At 50.6% G+C, this 12,445-nt stretch carries 14 protein-coding genes; 9 read left to right on the forward strand and 5 right to left on the reverse strand.

Going from position 1 to position 12,445, the window contains the following annotated elements; translation table 11 throughout:
• Nucleotides 1-160: 160 nt before the first annotated feature.
• From AWR27_RS07300 to AWR27_RS07310, 3 genes are all read left to right on the forward strand, one after another.
• Nucleotides 161-937 carry a UDP-2,3-diacylglucosamine diphosphatase gene (locus tag AWR27_RS07300; protein ID WP_077130578.1) on the forward strand — a complete coding sequence of 259 codons (777 nt, stop codon included), beginning with the start codon at nt 161-163 and terminating at the stop codon, nt 935-937.
• 74 nt (nt 938-1,011) lie between these two features.
• On the forward strand, nt 1,012-1,230 hold the full coding sequence (locus AWR27_RS07305; protein ID WP_077130579.1) for a hypothetical protein: 219 nt from the start codon (nt 1,012-1,014) through the stop codon (nt 1,228-1,230).
• Nucleotides 1,227-1,553, forward strand: coding sequence for a type II toxin-antitoxin system RelE family toxin (locus AWR27_RS07310; protein WP_077130580.1), 327 nt, complete (start codon nt 1,227-1,229; stop codon nt 1,551-1,553). Before AWR27_RS07305 ends, AWR27_RS07310 begins: the two co-directional genes overlap by 4 nt.
• Nucleotides 1,554-1,572: 19 nt before the next feature.
• Here AWR27_RS07310 and AWR27_RS07315 read toward each other — a convergent pair whose 3' ends face one another.
• The 4 genes from AWR27_RS07315 to AWR27_RS07335 all read right to left on the reverse strand — a co-directional run bounded on the left by AWR27_RS07315 (nt 1,573) and on the right by AWR27_RS07335 (nt 4,609).
• The gene (locus AWR27_RS07315) at nt 1,573-2,301 is read right to left on the reverse strand and encodes a carboxypeptidase-like regulatory domain-containing protein (RefSeq protein WP_077130581.1); all 729 of its coding nucleotides are present in this window, start codon (nt 2,299-2,301) and stop codon (nt 1,573-1,575) included.
• A 231-nt stretch (nt 2,302-2,532) separates the two neighbouring features.
• Entirely contained in the window at nt 2,533-3,366 is an 834-nt protein-coding gene (locus AWR27_RS07325; RefSeq protein ID WP_077130583.1) for a phosphatidate cytidylyltransferase, read from the reverse strand.
• A complete protein-coding gene (locus tag AWR27_RS07330) occupies nt 3,347-3,577 on the reverse strand; it encodes a putative signal transducing protein (protein ID WP_077130584.1) in 231 nt (76 codons plus the stop codon). The genes AWR27_RS07325 and AWR27_RS07330 overlap by 20 nt, the downstream gene beginning before the upstream one ends.
• A gap of 84 nt (nt 3,578-3,661) precedes the next feature.
• The gene (locus tag AWR27_RS07335; RefSeq protein WP_418346615.1) at nt 3,662-4,609 is read right to left on the reverse strand and encodes a CPBP family intramembrane glutamic endopeptidase; all 948 of its coding nucleotides are present in this window, start codon (nt 4,607-4,609) and stop codon (nt 3,662-3,664) included.
• Nucleotides 4,610-4,736: 127 nt separating this feature from the next.
• Between AWR27_RS07335 and dusB the strand changes: the two genes are divergently transcribed.
• The 5 genes from dusB to AWR27_RS07360 all read left to right on the forward strand — a co-directional run bounded on the left by dusB (nt 4,737) and on the right by AWR27_RS07360 (nt 10,134).
• Nucleotides 4,737-5,774 carry a tRNA dihydrouridine synthase DusB gene (dusB, locus tag AWR27_RS07340; RefSeq protein WP_077133859.1) on the forward strand — a complete coding sequence of 346 codons (1,038 nt, stop codon included), beginning with the start codon at nt 4,737-4,739 and terminating at the stop codon, nt 5,772-5,774.
• A 60-nt stretch (nt 5,775-5,834) separates the two neighbouring features.
• The gene (locus AWR27_RS07345; RefSeq protein WP_335695415.1) at nt 5,835-6,740 is read left to right on the forward strand and encodes a DMT family transporter; all 906 of its coding nucleotides are present in this window, start codon (nt 5,835-5,837) and stop codon (nt 6,738-6,740) included.
• Between the two features lie 42 nt (nt 6,741-6,782).
• Nucleotides 6,783-8,006, forward strand: coding sequence for an alpha/beta hydrolase family protein (locus AWR27_RS07350; protein ID WP_077130586.1), 1,224 nt, complete (start codon nt 6,783-6,785; stop codon nt 8,004-8,006).
• Between the two features lie 123 nt (nt 8,007-8,129).
• Nucleotides 8,130-8,627: an acyl-CoA carboxylase biotin carboxyl carrier protein subunit gene (locus AWR27_RS07355; protein ID WP_077130587.1), complete on the forward strand. Its 498-nt coding sequence runs from the start codon at nt 8,130-8,132 to the stop codon at nt 8,625-8,627.
• 160 nt (nt 8,628-8,787) lie between these two features.
• Nucleotides 8,788-10,134 carry a transposase gene (locus AWR27_RS07360; RefSeq protein WP_077130382.1) on the forward strand — a complete coding sequence of 449 codons (1,347 nt, stop codon included), beginning with the start codon at nt 8,788-8,790 and terminating at the stop codon, nt 10,132-10,134.
• A gap of 540 nt (nt 10,135-10,674) precedes the next feature.
• On the opposite strand, the gene AWR27_RS07370 is transcribed toward AWR27_RS07360, so the two are convergent.
• Nucleotides 10,675-11,286 (reverse strand): hypothetical protein, encoded by a 612-nt coding sequence (locus AWR27_RS07370; protein ID WP_157579169.1) that lies wholly within the window; start codon nt 11,284-11,286, stop codon nt 10,675-10,677.
• A 340-nt stretch (nt 11,287-11,626) separates the two neighbouring features.
• On the opposite strand from AWR27_RS07370, the gene pyrH reads away from it, so the two are divergent.
• Nucleotides 11,627-12,343 carry a UMP kinase gene (gene pyrH, locus AWR27_RS07375; RefSeq protein WP_077130590.1) on the forward strand — a complete coding sequence of 239 codons (717 nt, stop codon included), beginning with the start codon at nt 11,627-11,629 and terminating at the stop codon, nt 12,341-12,343.
• Nucleotides 12,344-12,445 lie beyond the last annotated feature (102 nt).

The following is a 12,445-nucleotide window of genomic DNA, read 5'->3' on the forward strand; positions in this document are numbered from 1 at the left end:
GCGGAGTACGTTTTTGTGTATTACCAAAATACCCGCTTAGTTGTTTTACCTTTTATCAATCGCAGACTATTGAACCAACGGTAACGAGAACCGAACAAATCAAACAAGCCGCTGAGCGAATGGCAATCCCTGCTTACTTTTGCGTTGAATAATTCGCTGCATGTCCAACCTCGAACACATTCCGCTGCCCGCCGGTCGCCACGTTTATTTTGCTTCTGATTTTCACCTCGGAACCCCTACACCCGATCAAAGCCGTGCCCGCGAACAGGCCGTTGTTAACTGGCTCGACACCGTTCGTGCCAATGCCGAACTGATTTTCTTAGTCGGCGACGTGTTCGATTTCTGGTTTGAGTACAAACGTAGTATTCCAAAGGGATTTATTCGATTACAGGGCAAATTAGCCGAACTGACCGATGCCGGAACGCGCATTGTGCTGTTTACGGGCAATCACGACATGTGGATGCAGGATTATTTCACGCAGGAAATGGGTATTCCTGTGTATCGGAATCCGCGTCAGTACGAAATCGGCACGAAACGATTTCTGATCGGCCACGGCGACGGCCTCGGCCCCGGCGATTTTACCTACAAACGCCTGAAACGGCTGTTTGAAAGCGGAGCGGGGCAGTGGTTATTCCGATGGCTGCATCCCGACGTGGGCATTACGCTGGCGCAGGCATGGTCGCGCCGGAGCCGCATCAGCAATCAGGAAAAAGGGGAGGAGTTTCTGGGTGAAGACCGCGAGTGGCTCATGCAGTACTGCCGTGAAGTAGAGCAGCGCGAACACCATGATTATTACGTATTCGGCCACCGCCACCTCCCGCTCGATCTGGCCGTGAACGACCGCAGCCGGTATATTAACCTCGGCGAATGGGTATCGGCCAAAACCTACGGTGTGTTCGACGGCGAACGACTGAGGTTAGAAACGTGGCAGGGTTAAGCAACATAACACGGAAGGCTACAAACTGGCACGGCTTTTCGTGTAATTTTGTTCACCAGCAAAGAAAACAGCGTATGGCAACGATCACAGTAGAGGTTCAGGACAAGAAACTGAAGTTTTTTAAAGAACTGCTTAACCAGCTTTCTTTCGTAAAAATTCGGGAAGACGAACCCGACGAAGATACCGACGAGCAGGTAATTGCCAACATACGTGAAGGTGTTCGACAAATGCGGTTGGTGGAGCAGGGGAAGATACAAAGTCGCCCGGCACGCGAGTTTCTGGACGAATTATGATGTATCGCGTTGACAGTATCGAGCATTTTGAACGCGAAGCGAAACGGTTGAAAAAGAAGTTTCCTTCACTCAAAGAAGAGATCAATCGCCTAATTGATTCGCTTGAAAAGGACCCGTTTCAAGGCGCAGCTATGCGCGACGGATTCTATAAAATTCGCTTGGGAATCAAATCGAAAGGCAAAGGAAAACGGGGCGGAGCGCGTGTCATCACGTGCGTGAAGGTCGTTGCCGAAACGGTTTTTTTGGTTTCGATCTACGATAAATCGGAACAGTCGGATATTGCCGACAGCGAACTGACCCGGTTGCTAACCGAATTGCCTTAGTAGTTGAAAGCAGATAAGATCAATTACCATCCTGCAAGATGTCCTTGCGGGTCATGTTTTCGCGAGGAGCTTTGTTGAGTTCGCTGCGGAATTCCTTGCTTTTGAAATCACCCCGTTTTACTGACCGGATGAAATTAGCCCACGCGAAGGGGTTCGTAAAGGCAAACGTGGTCATGTTGCTGCGCCCGTAGGCCGATTCGCGCCCGAAAAACTGCTGATTCACGAAATTCTGGTGGTTGGCAATGGCACCCATCGGCATGGTTGCGGCCTGTCGCATAATAGCCGCCGGGTCGGTGTTGCGGGCGAGGTTATCGCGTTCCATCTGATCGGGCAGTTTCAGACTAACAAATGCTTCCTTGAACAACTGCTCGGTGGCGTAGGGGTACACTTTTACCTCGGCCAGCGTTTTCACGTCTTCCTGCAACGCCACTACCGCCGAATAGGTCAGGTCAGAGAGTCGGCGCGGGATGATGTGGTACTGCGTTTTGAAGCCTACATAGCTGAAAATGATACTGTCGCCGGGGAAAACGGGTAGGGCAAAATAACCGTTCGGAGCTGATAATACGCCTTTTCCGGCTTTAGGAATGTAGATATAGGCATTGGGCAGCGGCTCGTTGGTTTTGCCGCCTGTAATGAAGCCTGTGAACGTTACCTGACGCTCCTGTCCTTGCGCGAATGCGACCGAAAACAGCCCTGCACCAATGAACAGGAATAAAACCAAACCCAGTAACGCCAGCAATTTCTTCATGAGCAGTCAATCAATTCACAAAATAAACGAGTAAAGCCCCTCCTTCGGTTCGTCTAACCAAATTTTAACAAGAATTAAGCCCGACGGGTTGAATGATTGAATGATTGAATGAAGGCTACTACCTCAGCACCCCATTCAATCATTCAATCATTCAATCATTCAATCATTCAATCATTCAATCATTCAATCATTCAATCATTCTATCACTCAATCATTCAATCATTCAACCATTCAGGCAAACAGTTTCAGAAACGAGATGATAAACGGTGCGGCCAGAATCAGGCTGTCGAAGCGATCTAAAAAGCCACCGTGACCGGGGATGCTCGTACCCGAATCTTTAATAGCTATGCTGCGCTTGAACAACGATTCGACCAAATCGCCGTAAATACCCGTCACAACAATAATAGCCCCTACGCAATACCACTGCCAGGGTTGCAGGGTGCTGTCGTAGAAGGCCAGAGCCAGGGCCACGAGGGCGGCAGCACCCGCTCCGCCAATGGCCCCTTCCCATGACTTTTTCGGCGACACGCGCTCGAACAGTTTGCGTTTGCCAAAGGTGCGCCCGGCAAAGTACGCGCCAATGTCGCTCGCCCATAGCAGAAACAGACAGCCCAGAATAATAGTAGGATGATACGCCCCGCCCCGTAACGCCAGCACAATGAGCAGGGCAAACGGCATTGCCACGTAAATAATGCCCAGAAACGTGAAGCCAATGTTGGTGAATGGCTTCATATCACGCTTTTTGTAAAGCTTGATCAGGAAAATCATCGACGACGCCGGGCAGATCAGAAAGTACGAATCGGTGTGTAAATAGCCTTTTTCAATCAAATAGGCTAATGCACAAACCAAACACCCGACCAGTGTACCGTAGGCCGTTAGCGGCTCGAAGCCGTCGAGACCCAGCAGCTTGTAGAACTCGCGCTGCGTCATGGCACTGATAAACGTAAAGAGCAGCGCGAACGTCCAGTCGGCGTACCAGATCAGAAAAATAATAAACGGAACCGCCACCACAGCGGCAAACACCCGCTGTTGAAGGTTCGACATATTAGCTAAACGTCGCTTCATTATCAAGGATAACTTTGGCAAGAATCGCGTCCTTAGCCATAACGTGCACTTCACTTTTGCCCAGACTCAGCGTGGGGTAGCTGCTGCTTTGGCTGTTCACGACCACTGCCGGAATGTCGTGTTCGGCCAGCAGGGCTTTTGCCAGCTCGGCCCGATGCGGCAGCGGTGACGAATAAATTGATTCCCAGGAGTCTGAACCAGGATTAGCCATGATTTTTAGGATTAAACAGAATTATAAATTCAACAAATCAACTAAGCGCAGCGTAGTATCTTGTTTTAATCTTGTAAATCATGGCTAATCTTGGTTCAAATGATTTTGAGATCTGAAAATTACCAGCAGCCCCGCCGTAACAACCCCAGCTATCAACCCTGCCCAGACCGGTACGGCTTCTGTACTGTCAACATCGAACGAAACCAGTTTGCGTTGGTTCAGATAAACCATAAAAACGGTGAAGCCATTGTTGACAAAATGCGCCAGAATCGCCACCCACAAATTGCCCGACCAGACGTACAGATAGCCAAACAACGCGCCCAGCAACATGCGGGGAAAAAAGCCAAGAAACTGAACGTGAATAGCACTGAACAGAATGGCCGCTACCCAGATGCCGACATGAACGTTTTTGGTCCAATACGTCAGATTGCGTTGTAGGATACCACGAAACAACACCTCTTCGCCAATGGCCGGAATAACGCCGATCACGAGCAGAGCCACCAGTAGTTGCAGGGGTGTATTAAATGTGGTGAGATATTTGGTAAGCCCTTCAAGGTCTTTTTCCTTATCCCGAATCCATTGCTCAAGCGGAGCCAGCGTCTGGGGCAGATGCAGGTTGCGGTTCCAGTCGATAATCAGGCTGTCGAAGGGCATAAATGCGATGACAATCAGAGCCACCAGGCTTAGTCCCACCACCGCCGATAGGGGCCGAACGCTGAACTGCGCCCAGTTTCGGCGTTCGATCCAGTACCAGTAAGCCAGTGCGGGCAGCAGAAACGTGCCGAGGTGATTGACGGTCTGGAGCAGCATGATTTCGTACCACGCGCCGGGTTTCGTTGCCGGGCTGGTGGTCAGATCGAGCAGATAGGGCTGAATATCAGACACCGGAAGTCCTTTGGTCAGCACCAGTAAAACCGCCATCAGCATCGTACTGACAACACCCCCGATAAGTATAAAACCGATAAGAATCATCAGGCCGCCGAGCGTGGGCGGACGAGACGTTGCGTGGTTAGGTGCGTAGACGGATTGCATAATTTGTGTAAAAATACAAGTAATGCCGATAATTGTATGTATTACCTGTAGCATCAGGCTCAACACCAGGCGGAACCAAACGCGGGCGCAAATCGTAATTCGTACATCGTACCTGGTAAATACTGCTGTGGTTTCTATTGGCAACATTCAACTTCCCGACTTTCCGCTACTGCTCGCCCCGATGGAGGACGTGAGCGACCCGCCGTTTCGCGCCGTTTGCAAGGCCAACGGAGCTGACCTGATGTATACAGAATTTATTTCGTCGGAAGGCTTAATCCGCGATGCGGCCAAGAGCGTACAGAAACTCGATATTTTTGAATACGAACGGCCCATCGGTATTCAACTGTTTGGCTCCGACGTACAAACAATGGCCGAATGCGCCCGTATTGCTACCCGCGCCAACCCCGACCTGATCGACATCAATTACGGCTGTCCGGTGAAGAACGTAGCCTGCCGGGGAGCAGGGGCCGCTTTATTGCAGGATATTCCGAAAATGGTGCAGATGACCGAAGCGGTAGTAAAAGCAACGCACCTGCCCGTAACCGTGAAAACCCGGCTCGGCTGGGACGATACCACGAAGAACGTAGAGGAAGTAGCCGAACGCTTGCAGGACATCGGTATCAAGGCCCTTACCATTCACGGGCGTACCCGGTCGCAGATGTACAAAGGCAGTGCCGACTGGACGCTGATTGGCCGGATCAAAAACAACTCACGCATTCAGATTCCTATCTTCGGCAATGGCGACATCGATTCGCCCGAAAAGGCCGTGGAATACAAAAACCGGTATGGCGTCGATGGCGTAATGATTGGTCGGGCGAGCATCGGCTATCCGTGGATTTTCAACGAAATCAAGCATTTTGTGAAAACCGGGCAGCATCTGTCGGCACCCACCATTGCCGACCGCGTGGCTGTGTGCCGCCAGCACCTCGACTTTTCGATTCGCTGGAAGGGTGAGATTACCGGTCTGTTCGAGATGCGCCGGCATTATGCCAACTATTTCAAAGGGCTGCCCGATTTCAAACCTTACCGCCAGCGGCTCGTTACGACCGATACCTACGCCGACACCCGCGCCGTGCTGGATGAAGTGGCTGAACATTATACGTCTGAACCAGGATTAGCCACGATTGACAAGATTAGTACAAGATTGTACGCTGCGCTTACCTGACTTTGACTACATATGTAAGCGCTAAGCGCAGCGCATAAATCCTGTTTAATCCTGTTAATCGTGGCTAATCCTGGTTCAGATGGTTCAAATCATCGCCCGTTGTTGGCGTGGGTGCTGCTGTGTACACTTGCAGTAGTGTGGGGCAGTTCGTTTATTCTGATGAAACTGAGCCTACAAATCTTCACGTCGGAGCAGGTAGCTGCCGGGCGGATTATGCTGGCATGGCTGTTTTTTCTGCCGCTGATTGGCTATCAGGCCCGCCAGCCTGCGGTTCGGGAGACGGTTCGGAGTCGATGGGTCTATTTGCTGATTGCCGGACTACTGGGAAATCTGTTGCCGGCCTTTCTGTTTGCCATTGCCGGGGCGCATCTGAACAGTTCGCTCGCGGGTGCGCTGAACTCGCTAAGCCCGCTGTTTACCCTGCTGATTGGCGCGGCTTTTTTTGGCGGCAGCATCCGGGCGCGGCAACTGACGGGTGTTCTGCTGGGATTGGCTGGCTCAGTTCTGCTCATCTTTTTTAGTGCAACGGGTGCGTTTTCGGTGAACGGCTACGCGCTGCTTATTGCGCTGGCAACGCTCTGCTACGGCCTGAATATCAACCTGATCGGCAAATATCTGAGTCACCTGCCCCCGCTGGTGTCGAGCGGCTGGATTTTCGCACTCATCGGTCCCATAGCCCTTGCGGCCTTACTCCTCACACCCTATAACCCGGCTATCTGGCAGGCCGAACACCGCTGGTCGCTGCTGGCTCTGCTGGTGCTGGGCGTATTTGGATCGGGGGTAATGACGGTGCTGTTCAACCGGGTTGTGCAGCTTACCTCGCCCGTTTTTGCGGCATCGGTCACGTATCTTATGCCGATTGTGTCGCTGGGCTGGGGCTTTGTGGCGGGCGAAATTATTTATCTGCCGCAGTATATCGGCATGGGAATTTGCCTCTTGGGCGTGTGGTTAAGCAACCGACGCTGATTTTTTTCGTTATACCTTCGAACCATTCATCTACCAGCCCGCATGAGATCGTTCCGCCAGCAGACCTACGCCGTATGGCTGCTTTGTTCACTCTTTCTTTTTGTTACAAGCTGCCGCGACCAGACTGCCGATAACACCCAGCCGAAACCCGATCAATACCTTGTTAGTGCCACGCCCATCGGCTCGGTTACTACGACCGAGCAGCTACGCGCCCGTTTTGCTGATTTTGGTCCGCTTGTCGGTACGTTCCTCCGCAATAATATTCGGGTGTATCGGGTGGTGTATAAAACCAAAAACTTCGATAACTCAGAAGTGAACGCGTCGGGCGCGCTGATTGTGCCGGAAGGGAATACATCGTTCCCGTTAGCCAGTTATCAGCACGGTACGCTGTTCGACGAAGCGCAGGCACCGTCGTATTATACTCCGCAAACCGAATCGTTTTCCGTGGGTTCGCTGGTGGCCTCGCTGGGCTATATCGTAGCCTGCCCCGATTATATCGGCTATGGCGAATCGAAGGCAATAGAACATCCGTATGAACACCGGCAGGTGACAGCCCAAACGTGTTTAGACATGCTGCGGGCATCACGGGAATTGCTCGCCAAACCCGCTACCGACGGGCGACAGGCTACCTGGGACAACCGGCTGTTTCTGGGCGGCTATTCGCAGGGGGGAGGAGCCACAATGGCCCTGCTCAAACACATCGAGGAGACTGTACCAACTGAGTTTCGGCTGATTGCCGCTACCTGCGGGGCAGGAGCTTATAACAAAGAAGGCTTCATGCAGGATTTGATCAATACCCGAACCCACGGCATTGCGTCTTACAACAACCTGTATTCGTGGGTGTTGCGGACGTACAACCGGACCTACCCGAATCTGAGCCGACCGATGAGCTATTACTTTCGGGAGCCGTTCGCCACCGACGTGCAGCAGAACGGCAACCGGGCCAATATCAACGTCAGTATCAACACGGCCTTTTCCGACCAGTTTCGCAACGGCGTCAACAGCGGCTCCGACGCGGCTTTTTTAGCTGCCGTGCGCGACAACAACATGTACGACTGGAAGCCCAACACTCCTCTTCAACTCTATCACGGCACCGCCGACCAGCAGGTATTTTTCCGCAATTCGCAGGACGCCTTCGATGCCATGCGGAAACGCGGGGCCACTAACGTTGAATTGATTCGGATTGAGGGTAAAGACCACGGCCCCGCTATTCAGGACTATCTACTTGGCACATTCAGCTTTTTTACGACGAAAAATGTACGATAAAGGGGGTAAGGTGTACAGGTATAAGGTGTAAGGTTTGAAGGGGCAGGGTTGAAAAACTTTCCAACCTTACCCCTTTATACCCTACTCCCCCTTTACACCCTCCCCCTTTACACCCTCCCCTTTATGTTCCAGACAACCTTAAACCAGCAACCGGCCACTATCGACTTTTTGGCGGGAGGACAGCCCACGTTAAACGGCGAACCATTCCAATGGGATTTTTCCCGGCTTTCGGACCGGACGTTTCACATTATCCGCAACCACCAGTCATACACGGCTGAATTGCTCGATCTCAATCTGGCCAACAAGACGGTGAGTCTGAAAATCAACGGGCATCTACATACGGTCGAACTTAAAGACCGCTTCGATCTGCTGCTCGAAAAAATGGGTATGAGCAACGCAGTAGCCACCAAAGTCGGCGATCTGAAAGCACCTATGCCCGGCCTGATTGTGGGTATTGGCGTTGAACCGGGCGTGCCCGTAAAGAAAGGGGAAACCGTGCTGATTCTGGAAGCCATGAAAATGGAAAATACCATTAAAGCCCCCGCCGACGCCGTTGTGAAAGCAATCCGGGTTCAGAAAGGCGACCGCGTTGAGAAAGGGCAGGTGTTGGTTGAATTCTAATCTCAGTACAAGATTGCCCGTACAGTTTTATTATATAATTGCAAGTGTTCAAAATAGAAACATGAGTCATCCCGAATTTTAGGGACACTCTGAAAAAAGAACCTCCTTTCTTAGCTTTGAGCATCACCACAACGCCAAAGCCAGAAAGGAGGTCTTTTTTATGGCAACGCCATGCACACAAAATAACAATACGACGCGCGTAAAGTCAACCGCGAATGACTTTCTACAAGCCCGAATACAGCACTATCTCCAACCCATTCAAGACCAGCTACTCCAGCAAATCGACAAGCGACTCGTAGCTACCTTTGCGACCTTGTTTAGCAGCATTCTGCTCTTTCGTAACACGAAGATGGGACTGCTACTGAGTGAGTTAGGAGGCTATATCGCTGGGCATGCCCACGCCCCGGCAGGTACCAAACGCCTAAGCAACCTCTTACGATGCGCCTATTGGGACGCTGCTGTTATCGAGGAGTTTTTCTGGGCCAAGACCCAACGACGCATTGCCCAACTGGCGACTATGGGCAAACGGCCTTTGCTGGTGTGGGATGATAGTCGCATCGAGAAGCCAGAAAGTTGGTTTGTCGAAGGACTTTGTTCAGTCGAAAGTAGCAAGGGGAAACGACTCACCAAGATCAAGAAAGGCTTCTACAAGCCCCCTTCAGCCCGCATCTGCGTGCCGGGCTTTCACTGGACGGGTGTATTACTGGCCGCGCTGGGCGAAACACCCAGTGTGTGCCAGATGAGTTGGTGGACGACGCGGGGCAAGCATAAAGAGGTGGGTACCAACATCATGTTCCGTCTGCTTAGGCAGTTACAGGCCCATCTGCCAGCTTCCGTGCTGCATGTGCTGGATCGGGGCTATGCCAGTAGCTGGACGATTGAGTGGATGAGCCACTTCAAACAGGACTTTCTGGTGCGCTGGAAAAAGAATCACCTACTGACTCACGGCGAAAAAGGCACCAAACAGACCCATCTGCTGGCCCGTAGTTGTGCGCCCCAGAGCCGTAAGCTCCTGCGCGACAAGGAACGTAAGATTACCAAACAGGTCAGTGTGGGTTGGCTGGCCGTTCGTCATGCGGAGCATGAGCTATTGCCTTTATGGTTGCTGGTGGTCCGGGATCGCAGGCATCAGCAACCGCCCATGTACCTGCTCACATCCGTACCCGTCCGGGATGTGCATCAGGCTTGGCTACTGGTACACAGTTACATGCACCGTTGGCAGATTGAACAGGCTTTTCGAGCGGGCAAGGCCGAGTTCGGCCTGGAGTCGCCCCGGCTGTGGTTCTGGGAGAACCGGCTAAAGCTGTTGGGCATAGTCAGTTTAGTGTATGACTTTCTGTTATCGCTGTTACGCCACTGGCCGGATTGGATACCCCTATTTTTGAAACGGTGGGTACCCCGAACAGGCAATCGGCACCGATGCTCGTCGGTGCCGATTTACAGACTGCGGTTAGCCATCTCAAACGCTTTAATGGTGGCCTTCGCCCTCACTCAAAATTCGGGATGACTCATGTTTGAGAGGGTTATTTGATAATGACCAGTTATGTTAAGAAACTATTCTCATAAATCAGACCTGCCCGGTAGCACCAGAAAACTCCGAAAAGTGCAACAAGCATAGAAGCGCAGAACAAAACCGGAGTTTTGTTAGTCCTTGCGAGAAACGAGGAAAAAGACGCAGTTTACCGCCATAACAAAACGTTGTATTTTACTGTAATGGCTACTCAAGACGACAGAACAAAACCGGAGTTAAGTTTTGCAGTCGCTGACCGGTGCGCAGCAGAGCCGGAGCCAGAGGGCAAAAAAGGGAAGGGCGGCAGGCCCTGACGCGCCCCGGACGTCGGTTTGTGGACAGTACGCGGGGTTGATCTGGAGACTCGTACCGCTATTGAAAAAGCTGCGTAGCGTAGCGGTAAGACGATAGGCCAGTACGTGAACGAGGATTTCCGCCAGTACGCCCAGGAGCAACTAAAGAAGGGCAGTCAGCCCCCATAAGCATATATAAGATGTTATATTCAACCATGAATGATAGCAAGAAAGTATAATCGTTTTAAAAGTAACTTTTTGCACAAGCTGCGGTTCGCCGAATATCTTTTTGGTGGCTTTTGTATAACTTTTTTGTTCTAATTTCGATACGGTCGTCGATTTTAGTGAATGTAGTCCTTTTTGAGAAAGCAGGATGGTCTTTAGGAAAATTAATTTCCACATATGGATTAACAAAACGAGGATGTAAATCGAAAGCATATTCTTTGATGTTAAACGCTGCCATGTGGCTGACATCCTTCTCAGTAATCTTTGATACAAAACCTACGTGAAAATATTCTATTCTAAATAGGACTGCTTTCATCTCAGCTCGCTTAGGTATGTAATTTTTCTCATTGATTAATTGAATAGTGTATCCATTGTCTAAAATTACCCAAGCACTATCACCAATGGAAGAAGATAAGGGTATAGGTGTCATTATATCAAATTTGATGTAAGTGGTTTTAGGAAATTGTTTGTCGGTAAAAAATTGCACTTCATCGGTAAAATAATCAACGTTAAGCTCTGTTCTTGTCATCCAAGAATCGGTATTCGTGATTGGATTAATGTTGCTACTGACGCGGCAAGGCTGCGCTATGAGCTGAATATAGCCTAAAATCATTATAGCTAATGTAAGCACGTTGGGTAGTCGACTCATGAATATTTTACTACATAGTTCCTCTGCTCGGTACGGCATCCGCACCGAGCAGAGAGCTTACGTGGTTTTCTCTGCGATGTTTGACACACCTAATTTTTCGGCGAAGTCTTCAGGTGAGCCAGTACTTCGTGTTCGGATGTGATAGTCTATACGTTCTATCTTCAACAATGCTTCTTTAATTCTACGTAGTGGCATAATTTAAAAATAAATTTATATCGTACTGTCCAATTCTATACTGCTTAGACCCATGTCACTTGAAAGAAGTTGCAAAAAGAAGTAAATTTTAATTTTATATCTTTGCCCCCGCAAAAAATACCCCTTCATGACACCAACGAACTACAAACGCATTCTGCTTAAGCTGAGCGGAGAGGCTTTGGCTGGCCCAAGCGGTTATAATATCGATCCGGCAGTGCTGGAACAATACAGTAAGGAGGTTAAACAGGTTGTCGACCTGGGTGTTGAAGTCGCCATTGTAATTGGAGGAGGCAATATTTTCCGGGGCGTGTCGGGCGAACGATCCGGCATCGACCGCGTGCAGGGCGATTACATGGGTATGTTAGCCACAGTTATCAACGCGATGGCTATTCAAAGCTCGCTCGAAAAACAGGGCCTCTACACCCGCGTGATGTCGGCCATTAAAATGGAACAGGTCTGCGAACCCTACGTGCGTCGGCGGGCGGTGCGGCATCTTGAAAAAGGACGCGTGGTCATTTTCGGAGCTGGCACGGGCAACCCCTATTTCACGACCGACTCAACGGCGGCTCTGCGGGCCATCGAAATCGAAGCCGACGTGGTACTGAAAGGCACGAAGGTCAACGGCGTGTACACTGCCGACCCGATGAAAGACAAAACCGCCACACGCTACACCAGCATCAGCTTCCAGGACGTTTACGAAAAGAAACTGAACGTGATGGACCTCACGGCCTTCACACTTTGCCAGGAAAACAACCTGCCCATCATCGTGTTCAACATGAACGAGCCGGGTAGCCTGCTGCGCGTGGTGCAGGGCGACGAAGGCACGGGAACATTGATAAAATGAGTTATAAGGTTGTAAAGTTATAGGGTTGTAAAGTTGATTAAACGGCAACATTTGCGGCTCAATAACTTTACAACGCTACAACCTTACAACTTTACAACTTAA

Origin of the sequence: Spirosoma montaniterrae, from assembly GCF_001988955.1 — a bacterium.
GTDB lineage: Bacteria > Bacteroidota > Bacteroidia > Cytophagales > Spirosomataceae > Spirosoma > Spirosoma montaniterrae.

What these genes read in the sequence shown, in the direction of transcription:
- AWR27_RS07330 (WP_077130584.1), bottom strand. Translation starts at nt 3,577, where the DNA reads ATGGCTAATCCTGGTTCAGACTCCTGGGAATCAATTTATTCGTCACCG.
- AWR27_RS07315 (WP_077130581.1), bottom strand. Translation starts at nt 2,301, where the DNA reads ATGAAGAAATTGCTGGCGTTACTGGGTTTGGTTTTATTCCTGTTCATT.
- AWR27_RS07310 (WP_077130580.1), top strand. Translation starts at nt 1,227, where the DNA reads ATGATGTATCGCGTTGACAGTATCGAGCATTTTGAACGCGAAGCGAAA.
- AWR27_RS07305 (WP_077130579.1), top strand. Translation starts at nt 1,012, where the DNA reads ATGGCAACGATCACAGTAGAGGTTCAGGACAAGAAACTGAAGTTTTTT.
- pyrH (WP_077130590.1), top strand. Translation starts at nt 11,627, where the DNA reads ATGACACCAACGAACTACAAACGCATTCTGCTTAAGCTGAGCGGAGAG.
- AWR27_RS07350 (WP_077130586.1), top strand. Translation starts at nt 6,783, where the DNA reads ATGAGATCGTTCCGCCAGCAGACCTACGCCGTATGGCTGCTTTGTTCA.
- AWR27_RS07360 (WP_077130382.1), top strand. Translation starts at nt 8,788, where the DNA reads ATGGCAACGCCATGCACACAAAATAACAATACGACGCGCGTAAAGTCA.
- AWR27_RS07300 (WP_077130578.1), top strand. Translation starts at nt 161, where the DNA reads ATGTCCAACCTCGAACACATTCCGCTGCCCGCCGGTCGCCACGTTTAT.
- AWR27_RS07325 (WP_077130583.1), bottom strand. Translation starts at nt 3,366, where the DNA reads ATGAAGCGACGTTTAGCTAATATGTCGAACCTTCAACAGCGGGTGTTT.
- AWR27_RS07335 (WP_418346615.1), bottom strand. Translation starts at nt 4,609, where the DNA reads ATGCAATCCGTCTACGCACCTAACCACGCAACGTCTCGTCCGCCCACG.
- AWR27_RS07355 (WP_077130587.1), top strand. Translation starts at nt 8,130, where the DNA reads ATGTTCCAGACAACCTTAAACCAGCAACCGGCCACTATCGACTTTTTG.